This window comes from Paenibacillus sinopodophylli, from assembly GCF_005930355.1.
Taxonomy (GTDB): domain Bacteria; phylum Bacillota; class Bacilli; order Paenibacillales; family Paenibacillaceae; genus Pristimantibacillus; species Pristimantibacillus sinopodophylli.
The window spans coordinates 65,315-86,240 of sequence record NZ_VDBO01000008.1 but is presented as its reverse complement, the minus strand read 5'-3'; the positions used below and the strand labels follow the sequence as shown (position 1 = coordinate 86,240).

Below are 20,926 nucleotides of genomic sequence, written 5' to 3'. Positions count from 1 at the left end.
TCACCCCGGCAGCTTGAGCAGCATACCAATCGGCAGCTGCCTCAGCTGCGAATCCTTGATGCCATTCAGCTTCTGAATTTCTTTCCATCGTGCTTCATTTCCCAGCTTTAGCCTAGCCACTTTAATAAGAGAATCGCCAGCGACGAGCTTGTACGTCTTAGGCGCTATTTTGTCCGAAGGTCTAGGCTGCAGCTTGACGCTCGCTTTGTCATCTTTGACAATAACGGGCCTAGCTCCGTAGAAAGCATACTCTTTCAGTGAAATGCTATACTCGATATCACCAGAGCCTGCGGCCTCTTTCCATTCAAATTTCTCAATACTCATCGGTAAGTTGATATCAAAGGTTGCTCCCGTATAAATAAAACGAATGGGCTGCTTGCGTTCGAGCCAATCCTTAATCACCGTTACATAAAAGACGGGGTCTATCCACTTTTGGCTGACAAGGAAAGGATACGCCTGCGCAGGAAAAAAGCTTTCAAACGAAATAGACGTTAGCTTGGGGTTCTGGATGACATTGATTTCTCCCAATCCAGATACTTCGTACGTTTTGCCGCCAGCAGCATCACCAATCTTGATTTCCGGTGGGTTGACGGGAAGCTGAAGGTTTTGCTTCTGATTGCCGTAACTCAGCCAAATACTGTAATCATGGTTTCGACTCGTGATCATACATTGTACGTCCTTTCCGCAGACGAGGCGATCTCTTCATTGAGAGAGCGCTCAATCCGTCCAATGATGGTGTCAATATCGTAGCCGTTATTAATATCGCCCGTTTGCACGCTGACCGTCGGCTGCAGCGATACGAAGTTTTGAATATTTTTCATCTCCGCCAGCTCGCGCATCGTCTTCAAATCCTCGCTGGAAATATCAACCTTTTCGTTGATCGAGCCAACTTCCTCTACTCGGTTGATGTTTGGGGCTGCGCCGCCAAAACCAGCTGCTGCTGGATCGCTCGCATTACCAAAGCCAGAGTCTTTATTTAAATCAAAGTTCATGTTGTCTTTGAAATTCCCAACGTTGTCCATAAGCCCTGTTCCAAAATTGCTGCCTTTGCTGAAAGCATCGCCCAAATTAGTCTGTGCCATTTTATACTTAGAGAAATCTACTACATTCTTCTTACTCTTTGGCTCAAACTGATCGAAATCACTCATATTAAGCGATCCAGTTATTTCAAATTCAGTGCCTGTTATTTTATTCACTTTTTCCAGAAGCCAGTTCAGGCCATCAACAAAAGAGTCAATCATATTTCCAAAATAACCTACAGCATTTTTAACAAGATCAAAAAATAACTTTTGAATGGCATAAACCGGATCGATAAAAATGTTAACCAAAAATTCTGCTACTGATAAAATAGTGTTCCAAAGAAAAGCAAAGCCGTTTTGCAGTGCTGCAAAGAGTCCAGCAAACAAACCTGATACAAAGCCTACAACTTGTTCAGTGGTTCCTCCAAAATACAAGAACAACCCAACAAGAGCACCAATAATGGCAATAACGAGCAAGATTGGCCATAAGAGCAGCAGCCATGCACCAACTTGTGTTAATACAGGAGCTACCATTGCCCATAGTGCAGTAATTATGGTTGGGAGAAATACCGCTCCTGCGACCATAAGAATTGAAGCTATAAGCGGCCAATTATTTAAAAACTGGCTAAACACCCAAAGAGCCCCTTCACCTACTGCAGCAAGCATGTTAGCTACGAATGTTAAGCCTTCACCAAACAATACAAAGAACGCTTGGAATCTCTCACCGGCAACGAGCTCATTTAGTTTCTCAAGCAGTGGCGACATCGCAGCAACTGCACCCATTCCAGCCCCCGCAAAACCAGATTTAATCATATTTTGTAAATTTGCTATTTGATTAGCTGGACTGGCACCGACTGTTTGCAGTGCTTCAGCCCCCAAATTCGCTTTTTCCCTCATCGCATCCAACGCATTTAGAAAGCCGTCCATATCCATTGCTTCTTCAAAGCCAACACCCTTGAATGCATCTTCGTTTATTTGGAATGAATCCATCAAACCAGAGTAGTCGCCTTCCATAGCAGATTTAATCGCATCTGCCGCATCCTCAGAACTTCCTCCATTAGGGCTCAATGAAGAAAGCTCCATAGCCATATTTGTCATCCGATTAAGTTGATCTGTGTTCTGTGCGGCAGGCATGAGGGATAAAGCCGTATGAATCCCCTCATTCACATCCACGCCATTCCTTACTGCATTTCCCCTTATATTCTGATAGAGCGGCTCACCAACTTGTGCCCCTCCGGCTCGTGCCATGAGTAACGATTTCGACTGATGCTCCTCCAACGCTCCTGTAATGGCCATCGTAATCATTTGCTTAATCTTCTCACCCGCGCCTAATATTGCAGAATGCCACATATTAGCTCCTTGTTGAGCCGCATCCAACAAAGCATCTGGTGCAGGTGCTCCTTCAGCATTCGATGGAGGCGGTGCATTAATACTTTGAATCAGCTCTCTAAGGGCAACGATTAACAAGACCCCATTCTTAGCTGCACTAAAACCAGCATCAAGACTTCCTAGAAAACCTCTTATCCCTTTCCTTCCACCAGCGTCATCTGAATCACCTGATCCTTCTGGATTATCTGAACCATCAGGATCTCCTGGAGCAGGAGGAACGGGAGGCGGGGTTGCAGCTTCACTAAACTTTTTAACTGACTCTGTAAAAGCATTCATTGATGTCGTTGCTTTCGTTAACTCAACATCCAAATGATTAGCTTCTACACTCATTTTTTCAAAAGCCTCTACTAGCTTCTTGCCTTGCTTTGTTGCTTCAATAAAACTGCTGTTTAATAAGATCATAAATCGATAAAAGGCTTCCGCAGAACCACTAGGCCCAGCGCCTCCATTTTCAATAATAGCTGGGGAATTACTTGCCATCCTTCCACCCCCTACACACGGGCAAGAGCGCTCCCTCATGAGAGCGCTGCCCGTCCTTATTTTCGTTTTGCTTTGACACGCTGCTTCTTCTCGTTCTCGATGCGAACATCGATCATCGCGTAGATAGCCGCTTTTTCCCGCCGGGTCATGGCCATCAGCACATGCGGCAGGATATTAAGCTCGTGGAGGGCATAGTAAGCGTAGTTCGCTTCTCCATCGCCCTCTTTAATTAGTTTTTTACTTCATCAGCCAAATCGTTCAGGCCCTGATTAAAGCCGTTAATTTCCTGTACGCGCTGGACGAGCGAGGCATATTCACCTGGCAGCAGCATTTTGCGCAGAAGATTCTCTGCACCTAGAATGCCATACGATTTCTGCAATTCCGCATCCTTCAAGTTAGGAAACTGAATGCTGCTTACGACGAGCTTGGCGAGGTATTCATCCGTATTCGTCTCAGGAACAAAAGTACCATTTTTCCCCTTTACCTTGCGTGTAGAGGATTTACGGCACTCCTCGTTCTCGGCTTCCGTCATGCTGCGCAGCTCCCAAGCTACAGCTTGCCCTTCAGCATCCTTGAAGCGATCGGATACGATAAACGACTGCGTCGAGTCGACTGCCGCATTTTGCGCAAAAAATACACTTAAATTACTCATCGATAATGCCTCCATTTCAACTGTATGTTAACTTAACCCAGGGAAAGTGCTGTGAAGTGATCCTGAATATCTACGCCTTCAAAGGTAAACTCGATTTCTTCCTCAAGCGCTTCGCTCTCGGTATCCAGCTTGCCGATAATAACCTTGTTGAGGTTGACCTTGTTCAGGACAACTGTTTGCTTGCCAGTCGCTGAGGAGGAATCCTCATTCATAATGACAATGTCAAAATAAGCATCCACGCCCGTTTTGACATAATCGAGCATCATTTGACGGAACTTCGTCGTGACGTAATAGATGGTCATCGTCCCCGTACCCGACCAACCTGTCGCTTTGTGCTGCATGCCGCGATGTCCAAGTGTTTTAATCTCCGCCTTCTGCTTCTCGATACTTGCCTCCAGCGTCTTTACGTAAAACATTTCTTCCTGAGAGTTGTTAATTACCGTAAAAGCCCGACCCTCGCGACCCGAAATCGTATCTCCTGCGTTCAAAAATGCCATATTACTTCACCGTCACTTTCATATATACTTTTTCTACGCTATCTACTGGTTGAATATGAACGTCAATCACAATGCTGTCAGAATCCGCACCGGCAAGCACTGACAAATCGGCCTGCGAGTCAAAATTCTGAATTGCGCCTAAAGCCTGCAAGCCGTTCAAATACTTCGTGCATTCGTTGCGGAACAGACTGCGGCCATCTGCGTTATTATTCACTTTACCGATATAGAAGCTCTCGAAAATCCGCTTAAAATCATTAGCAATACCGTCCAGTACACGAATGACACGGTTTTTCGAGAAAGCCTTGCCTTTTTCAGGCGTATAGCCGGTAAATGTATTAATATCCTGCTCAACAATGACGCGCCCATTGCTTACTGTGAACAGAAGCTCGCCAGCCTGCAGTGCAGCAACTGTCTGCGAATTCGTATAACGAGTATCCGCATCAACTGCGTCCTCATAGGCTTCATAGGTTAGCGATTCATTAATCGCTGCGCCAGCCGTTGCTGCAGCAACCCAAACGGTCGCTTTTTGCGCATCGATCACAGTGCCATCCAGCAGCTTCACACCGTTTTTGACACTAATGACTCCTTCATGATCCGCAGAAGGATAGTTCGCCAGCACAACCTGAATTTTCCGACCTTCGTCCTCACGCAGACGCCTTGCAAAGGCAGCATAGACTGACTTCAACGCGGGATCATTAGAGACAAGTGCAATCGTGTTAAAATCCTGCAGCTCGATCTGAGTCAAATAATCGGTATGCTCCTGATTCGTCACTGTCCCGTTAGCGCCTCCTGCAAGTGGAACGCCTGCAGCGAGCGTCAACGCTCCCGTACCGCCAAAGACAACAAACCCATTTCCACTTAGTGCTGCGATTGTAGCTACCGTCTGCGTATCTACCACCGCTTCTGCGATATAAGTAATGACATCAAACAACGCCTCATCATCTACGTTCTGCTTCACAGCTACCTTGATATCATTGCCGCGTAAACCGCCAAACTTTGCTGTAAGTGTCAGGCTTCCAGCCGTTGCCGTTGCCTTGGTGCCTTCATTCAAACGATATAGAAGCAGGGATTTGGCTTTCTTAAGTGCTTCACGCACAAGCAACAGCTCAGGAGCGCTCACATCATAGCCGAGCAAGCCGCTAAGATCATCGCCTGACTGGACCGTCATCACCGATTTTGCTTTACCCCAATTAAGTGTCAGCGCCGCTGCCACTGTTCCACGCTCACCAATGCTGCCCACCGTTTGTTTTTCGCCAACCAGATTAATGTAAACGCCTGGACGCACCTTATTTTGTGATGTATATGTTCCTCCTGCCATGTTCTACATGACCTCCTTTTTCAAATAGGCTGTTATCCGAGATAACGCTTGTTCATGGGTGTAGCTGTCTTGCTCATTCAGTACCGCCGAGAGCACATCCTTCTGTGCAGGCCTATATCGCTTCGCCGCCAACAATTGCTGCTTACTGAAGCCCGCTTCTTGCTCAGCGCCCTGCCATTCCTTTTTCTCCATCTCGCTCAACCTCCGTCTTTCGACTTGCCGCCCGCGACATTACACCTAGACACCTACATCTGAACCACCCCCTTCATTTGGTCAAAATAAAAGGAACGATCGGAATGTTCCTCCGCTCGTCCCCGGTTATGATCTCTTGCACAATATCATAATATCACGGTTATTTGAGCGAAAACGGACATTACACGGACAGAAAGCGGACAACTTCCGCAAGCGCCTTTTGCTTCCATCTACGGAACGTCCGATCAACGATGCCTAGCTCCGAAGCAACGAACTCGGTAGGCTTTCCTTCAATAAAACGCAATTTCAGCAGCCTGGCATAATCAGGCTCATACCCTTCCAGCGCCTCAAGCGCTTGGTCGATGCTCTGCAGCTCCTTATCGATATCCTGAAGCTCGCTTATCTTATCGATTACACCCATATAGCCTTCGAAACCGTTGGAACCAGATCGTGATTCCAGCACTTTTTCAATCTTTTGCTCCAGTTCGCGCAGCAGCTTCTCGTCCTCTGGACTCGCAGCCGCGCGGCTTTTGATCACTTCATTTAACTGTGCTCGAGTTCCTAACGGGTACTTCTTCAAATTCGCATGAGCTGCCTTTTCAATCCGCTGCTCCTGCTCGTCCAAATAAAGATACGAAGGCAGCTTGCGCAGCTGCCGGTGCAGCTCTTGTAGTTGGTCATCCTCTGACATACTGCTCAAGCGGACGCCGGGTCCAACCGTTGTGCCTTCCAGCTGTTTTTTTCTTGCTTTAAGCCGTTTATAAGAAGACAGTTGGTCAATAATCTGTTTTTCATCTATCATTTCTAGTTCCTCCCCATGATAAAATGTTGTATTGGGTATTTAAAATACCGTTGTGTATAAAAAAATATCGTCCGTTTGTGGTATTGACAATACTCACAACAAAAAATATACTTATTTTACGTATTTAAACTAGCACATTTCCTTTAACGATAGATTTCCATAAGCTGTCGTCTGATAAATCTCATTGTATTAGGTATTTTAATTACCGTCAAGTATTTAAAATACCTAATATGATAATCGGAGGGTATTTATAATGTCATTAGGAGCGAGAATTAAACAATTACGGACGGAACGCGGGTTAACGCAGCAGGATGTGGCAACCCAGCTTGAGATGGGCAGATCCAATTTGGGGCATATCGAGAATGACCGTGTTACGCCGACAAGCGAGGACTTGCAGAAGCTTGCAGACATTCTCCATACAACTACCGATTATTTGCTCGGACGTGATGCCGCTGCCACTGCTATTCCGGATTGGGCGACGTATAAGGATAAACGCGATTTCAAGAAACTGCTGGAAGAAGACGGGGAAATTATGTTCGACGGCGTGCCGATGAGCCCAATCGATCGTCAACGCGTAATGGATGTATTAACCGGACTATTCTGGGAAGCGAAACAAATGAATAAACACAAAAAAAAATCCGAATCTACAGGCGTTGCTCCTGATGATGCCAAAGGGTAGGTGTTGCAATGGATAAAATGATCGTTAAGCTCATTCGAAAATTTAAAACCAACGATCCCTTTACCATCGCTTCGGGCATTGGTATCCATATTCGGTACGCTGATCTCGGAGAGGGGACCAGGGGACTTTATTTCAAAAAGCTGCGGCGGAGATTTATCGTCATACACAATCAGCTGCCGGAGGATTGGTGCCGATTTGTCTGTGCCCACGAGCTGGGACATGACCGGCTTCATCCCGGCTTTAACCGCTTCTGGCTCGATGAACAATCATTTTTTAACGCGGGGAAATATGAGCGGCAAGCGAACAAATTCGCAGTCCGGCTTCTAACATCAGGCGATTCGCCCGCTGCCAGTGAAACACTTTCTGAGCTGCTGATGCGCAATGGCGTACCTAAGGAAATGGAGCAGTTCTATTACTGAATGATCAAACTCAAGATATGAACAAATAGGGGTTGTGCCAACAGGTTAGATAAACCTTAGGTACAACCCCTAACCTATATTTGGGCGATCATTGTGAAAGTTTTCGTATGAAACGAACCGTAGCGCTAACGTTTGCCTGCCCAATCCTTTTTGTGAAGCTTATAATGGTTATATTCTTCATGATCAATTTCAATCATCCGATTGAATGTAAAACCACTTTTTTCTAGTACCCTATTAGACGGAGCGTTATGTAATAAAGCAACAGCATTAAGCAGCTCGACCTTCGTATTCTCGAATAAATACTGAATCATTCCTTGTGCAGCTTGGGTTGTATAACCTTTACCTCTATAATCTTTTGAAATTGCATACATGATTTCTCGATTTGGCGGTGGTAATTCGTCTTTCAGTCCTGAGCAGCACCAACCGATAACCTCTCCTGTAACCTTCAAAACAATTGCTAATCGGAGATAAAGATCACCAACATCCTTACCTTTCGATACAGCGTTTAAAAACTGCTTGTTCCCCGGCATTTCATAGTTCAAAAACCAATCTTCCCTTTGCTCCTTGGACACGTTCCAGCCTGGCAGATATTCATAGATTTCAGGTTGCCAAGTTAGTGAATGAAATGGATCTAAATCAGTAACTATGAATTCTCTTAAAATGATATCCTCGCATGCAATCGTTAAAATGTATTTTTCATTATCTGAACGTTTATTACGCTCCATATTATGTAGCCTCCTATAAGCTGACTATTATCTATCATAACTCACTAAGAAAAACGATTGTGCGTATAAAATCGTTATAGCTGTTTTTTATTAGCAGCGTTATTCCTCTGAGAAAGCAAGGAAAAAGGCTCTAGCTCGGCAGCATCAACTGCAGAACTAGAGCCTTTCTTTACTATATCGCCCAATTCCCCTTTCGGAATATCGGCTCACGAGTCCCGTCCTGCGTCACACCGTCAATATTCATATCCGGCGATCCGATCATGAAATCCTCATGCGTCAGACTTCTATTCGCACCGTGAGCAAGCAGATCCTCAGGCGACATTTGTGTACCGCCTTTAATATTGACCGGATAAGCTTGTCCAAGTGCCAGATGGCAGGAGGCATTCTCATCATATAGCGTATTGAAGAACGTCACGTTGGAATTCGAGATTGGGGAATCATGCGGCACAAGCGCGACTTCTCCCAAATGTCTTGCCCCATCATCCGTATTTAATAAGCTAGTCAATGCCTCATAGCCCTGTTCAGCAGAATGGTCGACAACCTTGCCGTTCTTGAAGGTTAGTGTGAAGTTATTAATAACCTGACCGTTGTAATTAAGCGGCTTCGTGCTGCTAACCGTACCATTAACCCCGCCTCTGCTAGGCATTGTAAATATTTCTTCCGTCGGCATGTTCGGGTTGAAGAAAATGCCTTTGGCGTTCGCCTTCGATCCGCCCAGCCATATATGACCTTCCGGCAGCTCGATGGTCAAGCTTGTGCCCGGGGCTTCATACTGCAGCTGCTTATAGCGTTTGGCATTAAGCACATCGACCATCTGGAGAAGCTTAGCATTATGCTCCTTCCAGGCGCCAATCGGATCGCTCAGCCCAATGCGAGTGGCATCCACAATTCGTTCCCATAGCTTCTGCACAGCCTCTTCTGAAGATACATCTGGAAACACTTTGGCTGCCCATTCTGGAGTCGCATAAGAGATCAGTGACCACGCATTGGTATGGTTCATAAGCGAGCCCCTGTAACCGCTAAGTGCAGTAGATGCCGCCTTCGTCGCTGCAGCGACCCTTGCAGGATCAACATCATTCAGTAGGTCCGGATTTGGCGAATAAATCGTGATAAAAGCAGCTCCCTGTGCCACGAAATCATCCCATGCCTTAGCGCGGAACAACGGATATTCCGTTAAAGCCGCTTCCGGCGCTTGCTTATATTTGATACGAGACAGCTGTTCATCGTTATATTCCACATGGACGTTATGTGCGCCTGCCTCGTAAGCCTTTGATGCAATCAAACGTACAAGCGGAGCAGAAGCAAGCGGGGCCATGACAACGACCGTTTGTCCCTGCTGTACATTGACACCCACCTTAACGGCAAGCTCCGCATAGTTTTCAAGATGCTGCTGTGTCGGATACATAGATGTACATCCTCCTCTGACGTAATGATGTTCTTACCCAACCTTATTGAAATTAATAAGGACTCTCGATCTTCATAATATCCATAAAAGGAACCTTCGTAACGCTGCCCATATATTCCACATGAACCTTCTTCGTACGCGAATCAAGTGTTGTAATAACGCCTCGCACCTGCTCCTCCGCCGCCCATATGGTAAGCAGCAGCTCCGTGCCTTCATGCTTGGCTTCTACTAATCTTTCACCCAGCTCCTCCAGCTCAAATTCATCTCTAGTCGGCCGCTTCGGTCCTTTTGCCATTAAAATTTCCCTCCTGCTATGTATGGCAACCCGGATTAGCAATAAAAAAGAGTCCCCCCGCTCCGAGGAGACTCTGATTCGATCCTTGTAAGTTACACGAATAGCTCTATTATAGCATGTAGCCATTTGACTCTGTTAGTACCTTCCCATTATAACCATAGAACATTCGGGCTACGCACAGCGAAGAGCCCTCTGCACAGCTAATCTGCGCAAAGGGCTTTCTGCTTCTTGCTGCTTATGATTGTTTAATACCTAGGGTTACGATTTCACAAGGTCCAACAGGCAGCTCATAAGAGGCTTGTCCTTCAAGTACCTCGCCCTGCTGCTCCAGTACATCACTTCTATAAGCCTGTACAATAGCTTCTCGTGCATCACCAGCAGCCAGCTTCAGCTCCGAGGCAGATGGCAGCATATTGTACCATCTAAGCATCATGTCACCGGATTGCTCATTTACTTTCAAGGAAGAGAATGCAAGTGTGCTGCCTTCCCATCTGAATAAAGCTCCGCTTGCTGCAAGCTTGCCTTCGTGAACGTCCGTTGCGCTTACTGTCCAAGGTACTTGGAACTGGTAAGCAGTCGCGTAAGCACCAGATGCAGCGCCATCTCCGTTATGTGGAATGATGCTGATGCTGAAGCTTTGTTCGCCTAGACACTGCGCTTCAGGCGTAGGGAATACACCCCAGTCCCCTAGTTCTGCAACAGAGCGAAGCAGCGTTACCGCTATTGTGTTGCGGCCATCACGCAGAACCTCATACTCATGCAAACCGAGGTTAGCCACTGTCAAGCCTGCTTGCTCTCCGCTCACATCTACGAATGCCTGCTGATGCTGAGCGTTGCTTGGGTTCACCCACTCAGCAGCCGGCTCATTGTCACGCTTGGCAATCTCGAAGATCGAATCCGCTTGGTGCACAGCTGCCGTCAGATCTGTCGGGAACAATACCCGCACCCGGTGATCCTTCGCCTGATTGTTAAACGAGGATTTCCATTCTACGCTTTGGCCGCTGCGGGTCAACGAAATTTCAGTACGGATCGTAAGCGGAACGGTATGTGCCGTTCGTTGCGACTTCCGCTCTGGGAAGTAGACTGCTTCACGTTTCTCAATCTCGAACTGCTCATCGGCAGAAGCCGGAACTGCCCACTCGTGAACGATAGCAAGCGTCGCCCGATAAGGGGTATTCTCTATAAGCACAATGCTTGCGGGCAGTCCTTTGGTCGTCAACGTTTGCTCACCATCAGGCTGCTTGTACATATACTCATTACCGATGTCGCCCGTATTCTCATATACACCTAATCCGCTATATACTTGACCATTACGTTTATCAAGCAGGTTGAGTGTCCCATCGCTTTCCACATCTACCCGGAGCCATTCATTTTCAAGCGCATGCTCTCCTGTGACGAGTGATACAGCAGCAGGCTGCTGGTCTGCCTTTGTATGGCGAACATAAGCATAGGTGGTGAAACCAAGTGCGGCCACTTGCTCTGTCTCGAACGTCAAGCGCACTCTACGGCTCATATACGGCTGACGGAACTTATCGTCCGGCAGGTCATACCCGAATTGCAGACCCAAATCTTCTGCAGTATGCGCGATAGCTGCGCCACTGCGGTCAACAAGTATTCTACCTGTAATGTCAACAGCGTACATTTTCTGATTCATCTGATCCAGCGGCAGGCCGTCGCGGAAGTAAATACGTTCAATATCCAGCTCAATCGCTACGACTCCACTGCGGCTCCAGCCAGTCGTATTAAACACGACCATAGGAAGTGCAGACTCGCCATATTGGCTGAATACGGTTGTATCCACGCTGTCTGCGATGGTTTTCTTGCTGTCATCTATAATCGATTCCGCAACATGGCGGCTTTTATCGAACCTTGTAACCATTTCGCGGTGAACCTCGTCTACGCTGCAGCCGCAGATGCTGTCATGCGGATGGTTCTGCATCAGTGTTTTCCATGCATACGTGAATAAGTGATGCGGATATTCATGACCGAGCGAATAAGCTAAAGTTGCAAGCGGCTCCGCTACCTTCTCCAGCATCGCTTGTCCAAGCTGATTCATTTGCTTCAAATAAACGCGGGCAGATGCCGTATTCACGAGTGTAGACCAGCCATCTGTCCGCTGGCTGCGAAGCTCGCCCTTCACGACAGACAGCTCACGCGTAAGCGACTCGTTCACTGAAGCCAAGTAATCATGGAAGTTCGAGTGGATGAACTCCGTTTCAGGAAACAGCTCTCTTGCCGTTGCAAGTGCAACCGACAAATCCTGCTGGATCGGCTGATGATCGCAGCCGTTCATGAACAGCAGTTGACTTGTTGCCGCGTACTTCTCAGCTTCCGCAAGCTTGCGCTCCCAGTATTCTTTGGCGCTCGCTTCATCGGTTGGAACCTCCATACCGTTGCAGTACCAGTTCGCGAACAGAACGCCCAGCACCTGAGAACCATCTGGCCCTTCCCATAGCAGCTCGGAGAAGGAGGATTCATAATCGGAATCCGCCACCGTGTTATTAAAGCCCGTCGGCTTCACGCCTCTTCCGAAAACCGCATTGTCGATGCCGGCTTGCTTCAGAATTTGCGGCGCTTGCCCGATGTTTCCGAACGTATCCGGGAAGTAGCCAACTTTTGCAATCGTGCCATAACGGCCCGCATCCTGATGTCCGATTTGCAGATTGCGTATGTTCGCTTCACTGCTCGTCAAGAATGCATCCTGCAAAATATACCAAGGACCGATCGGAATACGACCTTCCTTAATATAACGCTCCAGCCGCTCACGGTTTTCTGGACGAACCTGCAAGTAATCCTCAAGAATAATCGTCTGACCGTCCAAATAGAAGCTCTTGAAATTTGGATCGGTATCTAGCGTATGAAGCAGCGTGTCCATCAATTTCACGAGCAGGACATGATGCTTCTCATATGGCAAATACCATTCTCGATCCCAGTGGGTATGCGAGATGATATGGGCTGTTCTTTCATAGGTCATTGCTGAACACCTCTTCTTGTTATTGATCGTTAGCCGGCATCATGGCTACATTTACTTGGTTTGGTCGATACACAGACAGCAGCTCTCCGCACTTGTTCACCGCAAATAATACGGAGCGTTCCTTCTCCAGCATGAACGCGTAGCGAACGCCTGTCGCTGGATCCTGAACCTCAATCTCCGCATCCAAGCTGAACTCGGATACGAATGTAAACAGTGCGCCTTCTTGGAAGGTCAGCTTCCGGCCATATACGCCTGGGAAGTGACCGCCTTTGATCCAGCTGAGCTCTTCTCTGCAGCCAGATGACGCAAGCGCATATTGATAAACGGCCGAGATTGGCTCAATGCGATCGTTCAGCTCAAGCGGAAGCGGGCACCATAGCACGCGTCCTTTGCCAAGGGGCATCTCTATAAGCTGATCAGCATCCGCGTTAACCGCATCTACCTGTGCTTCTTTCCAAACCTCAGCAATTTTGCGGCTGCCATAGGAAACCGGAAGCAGACGATTGCCGATGTGCAGCAGCTCCTCGCGGCGTACGTTGACAAGCTCCCGCTCACCGAATAGCTCCGAGTGACGTTCCACCGGACGCCAATAGGCATCCAAGCTGGTAGGACCTGTCAGGAGAAGCGTAGCTCCCGTCCGTTCAATATAGCCAAGCAGCTGGGTCAAAGCTGCATCGTCCATGTTATGTGCGCTTGGCAAGATGACCAGTTTAACCGGAGTAGCTTCAAGCTCATCCAAATGATACTCGCCCACGCCGCGGAACGGCTTGTTCAGCTCATAAGCAAGCACTCGAGTCGCTTTCGTAGTTGCGTCGAAGGCAAGCTTACGGTTCGAGAAATCATTCGAGTAAGGGAATACGACAACCGTATCCTCAAGCTCGCGCCCAACGAACAAGTCTCTAATCTCCGCCATGAACGCACCGAAATCGTACGAGACGTCCGCTTCCGGTTTCTCCGTACCATCTGCTCTAAGTGCGCCGATATGCGACTCATTCGCATTATCCATGTAGTAGTTCGTATTCCAAATCCACTGAACCGCACCTGCACCTCCTGTTGCAAAGGCATAAGCATACTTGCGTTCAAGCATGCTGCGAAGCTCCTCCTCGGAACGCTTCGCGCGGCCTTCCGGCGTTTCCACGTACATAATGCCCGTTTCCTGCACCAGATTAGGCTTATCCGCCGTCTTGGCAAAAATGCTGTCCCATACGAGATGATCATTCAGCCACCAAGAATGCACGGTCGTATAGTCTACCGCTTCGCCGTAGAAGAAGGGAGATGGACGCTGCGCACCGAGCGCTTCGTCTTGACCGACCGTAACCATATGATCCGGACATTCCTCTTTGATCGTCTCATATAATTGCTGTGCCCAGCGATTGTGCATATCCATAGAGAACAACGCGTAATCGAGCCAGCGCGTTCCCTTCTTGCCTTGGTGCATATCCTGCACATCGAAGTTAATTTCCTCCGGCTCAGGCGGCACTGCCGAATCAAAGCTTGGCAGCTGCTGAGGAGTCATGTTCCATAGCTTTTGCAATCTCTCCACCGACCCATGACGCTCCTGCAGCCAAGCGGCAAAAGCAGCCTTCTCGAATGGATCACGCGCAGAGCGCGGACCGTCTGAGAAAATACGAGGCGGATCGAACATCGACGGCTCATTGATGAGATCCCAGTCCACATGCTTAGATTGCTTATGACGGGAAATGATCGAACGAATAAAACGTTTCTGTGCCTCTAAGCTGCGTGGATCTAAGTAAGGATTCTGCCCTTCCCAGGTTTCCGGTGTAAAGGAGAAGAAGGTAAACGTCACTTGCAGGTCATGGCGCTTCGCTGTGAGCAGGAATGCATCAATCGAGCGAAGCACCTCCTCCGAAGCATGTCCATCTACCTGCATCACGTTCCGATAAGCCGTCCAGATGCCAGTTCTAATCCAGTTGATGCCCGCTTCGCGCATTTGTGCCATATCCCGCTCCCATACGGATGCGTTCGGCAAAAATAGAAACTTGCGCGCAACGTCTGAGGTCATGTAGGTCATACCGACAACCGGCAATGGTCGACCATTCTTCTCGAAGTAATCTCGGCCCGCCGTAACTGGAGTTCCCTCCGCAAGCAACGAAGCGTCAAAGCCCCAGAAGCCTTGGCGAAGGATACGAACTTCACCTTGAGATGACTCAGCCTTGCATTCTACCGAGTAATAGCCGCTCTGTATAGCAAGATCCACTGGTATGCGGATGATGTCCAGCTTGCTGGACGCATCGACCTGTACGCTTGTTGCAAAGCTTAACTCCGTATGACCGTCATGCTCGGCTGCAATGGACAAGCTCCACCTTACAGGCTCTGATGTTTGGAGGGACAATCCGCCAAGCTGCTGTATTTGCAGCGTCAGCATCGCCCTCTCTCCCAGCTCGTAAGAAGCATAGTTGGGCTTCAGCCAAAGCTCAGTTACGCCTGCTTCACAGAATGTTGCCCAGCGTCCAAGCTCAGCAGCGCCATCATTCTGCCAGAACAGCTCTGTCAGCGGCTGGTTAACGAACAACCAGCGAGCGCCAGCAAACATGCCTTTCGTGTTCTCCCAGAGCACGATTGGAGCAGCAACCTCTCTGCCTTCCGCAGATATTCCCTTGAGCAGTGGAAACAGCTGTGCATCCATCGGACCGGCTGAGCCCATCTGATGCGGCAAATCGCTGCTTTTGGTCACATGCGGCACCATATTCCATGTGCCTGTTACTTCGAACATGGCTTCCTTGCCCTCCAGAAGCGGTATATCGCTCATCGCTTTAAGGGATTGAATCGGCGCTGCACTTACAGGCAGCATTTCATGTATGTGAAGCTCGCGGTGATAAGCCGTTTGCTCATTCTCCACTTCCCAAGCTCCAGCCTCATTCAATGTGACCGGCCGCTTGAACGCCGCTCCACCAATACTAATCAGGCCGCCGCCGCGTTTTAGAAACGCCAATATTTCTCCCCATGCAGCCTTAGGGAAATAGGGGGCATGCAAGTTAATGAAGCTGCCTCCCTCGGCCGCAAGCAATGCTTTACTCAAACCAGTTGCGCGAACAACGTTGCCAAGCCGCAGCAATTGCCCTTCAACGTCCGTGCTCAACCGCTTAGCCAGCGGAAACGTAGGATCGTAGAAAATGACCGTGTTCTTACTCATAGAAGTTCATCCTTCATCGCCTTGTAAACAAGCTGTGCGAATAAACTATTCGACCATGCAAACCATTTGCGCGTGAATACGGATGGATCATCGGCGTGGAAGCCTTCATGCATATAACCTGTGTCGCCGTCCGTCGCCTCCAGCATTGCGATCAAAGCCAGCTTCTCCTCGCTGCTTACAGCCGTAATGCCTTGCATGGACAACGCCATATGCCAGATGTAGCCTGGAGGGGTATGCGGACTGCCGATTCCTTTGGCCGCTGTACCTTCGTAATAGAACGGATTGCTTTTGCTCAGCGCGAAGTTTCTTGTATTCTGATAAATCGTATCTTCAGCCGTTGTATAACCAAGGTATGGAATCGACATCAAGCCCGGCGTACCTGCATCATCCATCAAGCAGTAGTTGCCGAAGCCGTCTGTCTCATAAGCATAGATTGGGCCAAACTCAGGATGCTGGTATATGCCATACAGTTGAATACCGTGATCTACGACGTCCTCAAGCTTCTTCAGCTCTTTCACGAAATCCATGTCACGGAATACCCATTCCGCAATGTCTCTCATTTGACGCAGCGCGACTACAGCGAACATGTTAGCAGGTACGTTGTAGTGGAAATCACAAGCATCGTCACTGGAGCGGAAGCCCGACCAGATCATGCCCGTATAATTAATAGGCATGCCCAAGCCGTCATTGCGCAGCGAGTCTGTCGGAATACCGTTGTCCCGCACGAATCGATAAGGCGATTGCTCAAAGTGGCGCTGCTCGGTTTTCCATAGCTTTACGATGCTGCGCATCGCTGCTTTGAAGCTTGAATCAAAAATGTCGGTCAATTCGGTTTCCTTCCAATACGCATGTGCAAGGCGGATTGAGAAGCAAATTGAATCGAGTTCGAACTTGCGCTCCCAAACCCACGGCGACATTTCCGTCTCATCGGTTGTATTCCAGTGCCAATCATTGGCTGTCTCATTAAACGCATTCGCGTAAGGATCGATTTGAATATAATTCATATGGCGCTTGATTAAGCCGCCAATAATGCGCTGAACATCCTTGTCCTCTTTCGCAAAAGGAACGTAGTGGATGACCTGCTCCACGGAATCACGCAGCCACATAGCGGGAATATCACCCGTAATGACGAAGGTAGTGCCATCGTCCATTAGCTTAGTCGTCGTTTCCAGCGTATTCGGAAAGCAGTTTTTGAATAGTTGCAGCAGCTTAGGGCGATGTGCAAGCTTCTGCTCAGCTTCCGCCAGCACATCTTGTACCGCCTTAGGCAGTGTCAGCTCAGGCATCGGTATTTTCGGTAAACGGAATTGTTCCATATTCGGTATGCTCCTTTAGAGAGAGAATCGTAATTATTCCTTAACGGCACCAACCGTTAAGCCTTGAATGAAATAACGCTGGAAGAACGGATATGCGAAAACGATTGGACCCGTTGCAAGCACAACCATCGCCATACGCGACGTATCCTGCGGCATCGATTGCAAGACGCCCATGCTGAGCGACGCATTTTGCGAGTTTTGCATAATGAATTGCATACTATTTTCAATCCGCATCAGCATCGACTGAAGGGGCACTAAATTCGGCGTGTTAATGTACAGCAACGCGTTGAACCAATCGTTCCAGTAGCCGAGCGTGCTGAACAAAGCAATCGTAGCAAGGCCGGGCAGCGATAAAGGCAGCACCAGCTTGAAAAAAATCCCGAACTCTCCTGCACCGTCGATTTTACCGGATTCGATAATCGCATCAGGCACCATCGTAGAGAAAAACGTCCGTAGAATCATAATATAGAAGGCGTTGACCGCAAGCGGCAGAATAAGCGCCCATATCGAATCTTTAAGGCCTAACAGTTGTGTAACGACAATATAAGTCGGTACTAGTCCGCCATTGAACAACATCGTGAAAAAGGCGAAGAAGGCAAAGAAGTTGCGATACTTAAAGCTATGTCGTGAAATCGCGTAAGCAAACAGCGCCGTAAATACGACTCCGATAACCGTTCCGATAACCGTTACTGCAATCGTCACGCCATAGGAGCGCAGAAGCTGATCGCCTGCTTTGAATAAATAAGTGTAAGCCTCTACGCTCCACTTCTCAGGAAACAGCTGGTAGCCATTTTTCGCGAGGGTGGACTCATCTGTAAAGGATATAACGGTGACGAACAAAAAAGGAAATACGCAGAGTAATGCAAATATACCGGCTACGGCATGAAAAGCTACATTCCAAACCGGTGTCAGTTTATGAAAATCGCGGCCTTTCGTCGTTTGTGCAGACACAACGGTTTTCCTCCCTTCGCAATGCGAGCCTATCAGGCCGTCAGGCCCTCATGTCTAGAACAACGCATTGTCTTTATTGAATTTACGTACGATGCCATTTGATGTAATAACAAGAACAAAACCGATAAGCGATTGATAAAGACCAGCGGCCGTACTCATACCAATTTCACCTGTCGATTTAAGTCCGCGGTATACATAAGTATCGATAACGTTCGTTACGCTGTAGAGCGTACCCGAATCGCGCGGGACTTGATAGAATAGACCGAAATCCGCATAGAAGATTTTGCCGATTGCAAGCAGCGTCAAGATCGTGATGAGCGGCGTCAGCATCGGAAGCGTAATGTTGCGAATCTGCTGCCATTTGTTGGCACCATCGATCATTGCTGCTTCATATAGCGACTTATCAATACCCATAATAGCTGCTAAATAGATGACGCTGTTATAGCCGACCGACTTCCATAGGAAAACGACGACAATAATAATCGGCCAATAAGTGGGGTCAGAGTACCAGTTCATCGGATCAATGCCGAACCAGCCAGCCACTTGGTTAACAACGCCGCGATCCAAGCTTAGGAAGCTGAATACGAAATAGCCGACGATTACCCAAGATAGGAAGTAAGGGAGGAACATACCCGTCTGATAGACTTTTGCAAGCCGTTTATTCGTAATCTCAGCAAGCATGATCGCCATCGCGACAGCTATAACCAGTCCTAGTACGATAAAGAAGATGTTGTAGACTACCGTATTGCGCGTAATAATATAAGCGTCGTTCGTGCTGAATAGAAACTTGAAATTTTGCAAGCCGACCCATTTACTTTCAATGATGCTCGCGAGAAATCCGTCACGGCTGTAGCGGTATTCCTTAAATGCGATAATCATGCCCGCCATCGGCAGGTAGGAGAAGAAGATGAACCATAGCGTGGCTGGCAGTACCATGACCAGCATTGCCGCATTTCTATTCATATTTTTGAAAAATCGCCCAAAGGCTCCCATGTAATCACCTCTCTGCTGTCAGATTAATGAGAGAAGGTATGAATCAGATGCCGAGCATCCGAATCATACCTTCCCACTTGTTTACTTGTTCGCTGCTCTCCACTCGTCAAGCTGGCGCTGCGCTTCAGCCATAATTTTATCTAGGCCGGCTGCTTTGAATTTCTCGTTAGCACGCGCTAGATACGTTTCAGGATCTACTGTACCTGTCATAAGAGCTGCCCAATATTCTTCTTTTACATTGTTCACGGAAGCGATTTCCGTTGTTACCTTCGATGTATCGAAGTTGAAGCCAAGGAGCGGAGCTTGAACGCCTGCATCGTTAAACTTCTTGAACTCTTCCCACTTATTCGTTGGGTCAGTTGTGTTGAGGTAAGTCAGCATAACGTTACCCAGTGAGAATGTTGGCATATCGTAGTTTTTCGACTCGTCCAGGTTCTCCATCACGTTGTCGCCAGCTTTTTTGTAGTGAACGCCTTCGATACCGGAATCCACCATGTTGCGAAGTACAGGATCTGTATTCAACAGGTTAAGGAATTCCATCGCTTTCTCCGGATATTTGGAGTTAGCCGAGATCGCTTGCATCGAGCCCATTACAGACCAGTTGTAGATAAGTGCTTCACTTGCAGGTGTTGATACGACAGGGTAGCCGTAGCTTGCCGACCAGAGGTTGTCAGCGAAAGGCTGTGATGTCGCACGGTCCGCGAACCATTTGCCAGTCGTTTGTACATCTGTCATTGAATCCATTGTTGCAGCTTCAGTTGGAATGTAGCCTGCTTTATAATATTTGTGCATCGTGCTTAGGATTTGCTTCATTTCTGGCGTGTCCAGCACGTTTACGATTTTGTAGTCGGTTGTGTCCAGCGATACTGCCATTGGAAGCTTCTCGATGACATAGTCGTATGGCACGTAAGGCATTTGGTTTTTGTCAACGGCGAACGGATAAACGTCCGGCTCGTTTTCTTTAATCGTTTTGAGCAGCGGTTCTAGACTTTCAAGCGTATACACACTCGAAGTGTCCAGCTTGTATTTGTCTACGTACTGCTTGTTGAAGCGCCATACCTCTTGGGCAGGAAGCTCTTTGTTGGCAGGGATGCCGTAATTGTGGCCATCAATTTTGGAGCCTTCAAGGAATGCAGGATCAAGCGTCTCCATGATGCCTTGTCCATGCTCTTTCAACAAATCGTCGATTTGCATGAAAGCGCCTTTTCTAGCACTTTGAACGTAATCGAATGCCCATGAAGATGTAAACATGATGTCTACCGCTTCACCGGAAGCTGTCATCACTTGAAGCTTCTGTGAATAATCGCCCCAGTCGATCATGTTCATTTTGACCGTTACACCGATTTTCTCAGCTGTATACTTGCTTACTTCTTCCATAACCTTGTTAACGTCTTTCTGCGGCGTACCAATTGTGTACCAGATCAGTTCGACTGGTTTCTCAGCCGTGCCCTCGGAGCTTTCGTTTTTGCCACCTCCGCATGCGCTTAGTACGATTGACATAACCAGCAGCAGCGAAAGCGCCGCCGTAAAGCTTTTTGTCTTCCTACCCATTTTGTAAATCCTCCCCGTATTGTGTTTCGAAGCAGAATCTGATTGCGTAAGCATACGCTTACTTTATGGCTTGTCCTTTCACGCGCTTCGCGTTTAAAGGGCTAACTTAAAAATA

18 protein-coding genes are annotated in these 20,926 nt (G+C 48.0%); 2 read left to right on the top strand and 16 right to left on the bottom strand.

The features are described 5' to 3' along the window. The 7 genes from FGT79_RS22650 to FGT79_RS22620 all read right to left on the bottom strand — a co-directional run bounded on the left by FGT79_RS22650 (window position 1) and on the right by FGT79_RS22620 (window position 6,349). A complete protein-coding gene (locus FGT79_RS22650) occupies window positions 1-666 on the bottom strand; it encodes a LysM peptidoglycan-binding domain-containing protein (protein ID WP_138755125.1) in 666 nt (221 codons plus the stop codon). After that, on the bottom strand, window positions 663-2,888 hold the full coding sequence (locus FGT79_RS22645; RefSeq protein ID WP_138755124.1) for a phage tail family protein: 2,226 nt from the start codon (window positions 2,886-2,888) through the stop codon (window positions 663-665). The genes FGT79_RS22650 and FGT79_RS22645 overlap by 4 nt, the downstream gene beginning before the upstream one ends. Before the next feature lie 229 nt (window positions 2,889-3,117). Further along, window positions 3,118-3,540, bottom strand: coding sequence for a phage tail assembly chaperone (locus FGT79_RS22640; RefSeq protein ID WP_138755123.1), 423 nt, complete (start codon window positions 3,538-3,540; stop codon window positions 3,118-3,120). A 32-nt stretch (window positions 3,541-3,572) separates the two neighbouring features. Further along, the gene (locus FGT79_RS22635; RefSeq protein ID WP_138755122.1) at window positions 3,573-4,037 is read right to left on the bottom strand and encodes a phage tail tube protein; all 465 of its coding nucleotides are present in this window, start codon (window positions 4,035-4,037) and stop codon (window positions 3,573-3,575) included. A gap of 1 nt (window position 4,038) precedes the next feature. Next, on the bottom strand, window positions 4,039-5,355 hold the full coding sequence (locus FGT79_RS22630; RefSeq protein WP_138755121.1) for a phage tail sheath family protein: 1,317 nt from the start codon (window positions 5,353-5,355) through the stop codon (window positions 4,039-4,041). Window positions 5,356-5,358: 3 nt separating this feature from the next. After that, window positions 5,359-5,547, bottom strand: a complete 189-nt coding sequence (locus FGT79_RS22625) for a hypothetical protein (RefSeq protein ID WP_138755120.1) — start codon at window positions 5,545-5,547, stop codon at window positions 5,359-5,361. A 181-nt stretch (window positions 5,548-5,728) separates the two neighbouring features. Further along, complete coding sequence (locus FGT79_RS22620) at window positions 5,729-6,349, bottom strand: ECF-type sigma factor (RefSeq protein WP_246096561.1); 621 nt, start codon at window positions 6,347-6,349, stop codon at window positions 5,729-5,731. Window positions 6,350-6,602: 253 nt separating this feature from the next. On the opposite strand from FGT79_RS22620, the gene FGT79_RS22615 reads away from it, so the two are divergent. Further along, entirely contained in the window at window positions 6,603-7,028 is a 426-nt protein-coding gene (locus tag FGT79_RS22615; protein ID WP_138755119.1) for a helix-turn-helix domain-containing protein, read from the top strand. Window positions 7,029-7,036: 8 nt separating this feature from the next. Further along, window positions 7,037-7,447 (top strand): ImmA/IrrE family metallo-endopeptidase, encoded by a 411-nt coding sequence (locus FGT79_RS22610; protein WP_138755118.1) that lies wholly within the window; start codon window positions 7,037-7,039, stop codon window positions 7,445-7,447. Window positions 7,448-7,572: 125 nt separating this feature from the next. Here the strand turns inward: FGT79_RS22610 and FGT79_RS22605 are convergent, their stop codons facing one another. From FGT79_RS22605 to FGT79_RS22565, 9 genes are all read right to left on the bottom strand, one after another. Then, window positions 7,573-8,172 (bottom strand): GNAT family N-acetyltransferase, encoded by a 600-nt coding sequence (locus FGT79_RS22605; RefSeq protein ID WP_138755117.1) that lies wholly within the window; start codon window positions 8,170-8,172, stop codon window positions 7,573-7,575. A 172-nt stretch (window positions 8,173-8,344) separates the two neighbouring features. Beyond that, window positions 8,345-9,577 (bottom strand): aminopeptidase, encoded by a 1,233-nt coding sequence (locus FGT79_RS22600; RefSeq protein ID WP_138755116.1) that lies wholly within the window; start codon window positions 9,575-9,577, stop codon window positions 8,345-8,347. Window positions 9,578-9,629: 52 nt separating this feature from the next. After that, complete coding sequence (locus FGT79_RS22595) at window positions 9,630-9,872, bottom strand: YolD-like family protein (protein WP_138755115.1); 243 nt, start codon at window positions 9,870-9,872, stop codon at window positions 9,630-9,632. 235 nt (window positions 9,873-10,107) lie between these two features. Further along, on the bottom strand, window positions 10,108-12,846 hold the full coding sequence (locus tag FGT79_RS22590; RefSeq protein ID WP_138755114.1) for an alpha-mannosidase: 2,739 nt from the start codon (window positions 12,844-12,846) through the stop codon (window positions 10,108-10,110). A gap of 19 nt (window positions 12,847-12,865) precedes the next feature. Further along, entirely contained in the window at window positions 12,866-16,000 is a 3,135-nt protein-coding gene (locus FGT79_RS22585) for an alpha-amylase family protein (RefSeq protein WP_138755113.1), read from the bottom strand. Next, window positions 15,997-17,316: a glycoside hydrolase family 125 protein gene (locus FGT79_RS22580; RefSeq protein ID WP_138755112.1), complete on the bottom strand. Its 1,320-nt coding sequence runs from the start codon at window positions 17,314-17,316 to the stop codon at window positions 15,997-15,999. Before FGT79_RS22580 ends, FGT79_RS22585 begins: the two co-directional genes overlap by 4 nt. A gap of 33 nt (window positions 17,317-17,349) precedes the next feature. Then, window positions 17,350-18,267 carry a carbohydrate ABC transporter permease gene (locus FGT79_RS22575; RefSeq protein WP_138755111.1) on the bottom strand — a complete coding sequence of 306 codons (918 nt, stop codon included), beginning with the start codon at window positions 18,265-18,267 and terminating at the stop codon, window positions 17,350-17,352. A 54-nt stretch (window positions 18,268-18,321) separates the two neighbouring features. Continuing rightward, window positions 18,322-19,260 (bottom strand): ABC transporter permease, encoded by a 939-nt coding sequence (locus FGT79_RS22570; RefSeq protein WP_138755110.1) that lies wholly within the window; start codon window positions 19,258-19,260, stop codon window positions 18,322-18,324. Between the two features lie 81 nt (window positions 19,261-19,341). After that, on the bottom strand, window positions 19,342-20,811 hold the full coding sequence (locus FGT79_RS22565) for an ABC transporter substrate-binding protein (RefSeq protein ID WP_138755109.1): 1,470 nt from the start codon (window positions 20,809-20,811) through the stop codon (window positions 19,342-19,344). Window positions 20,812-20,926 lie beyond the last annotated feature (115 nt).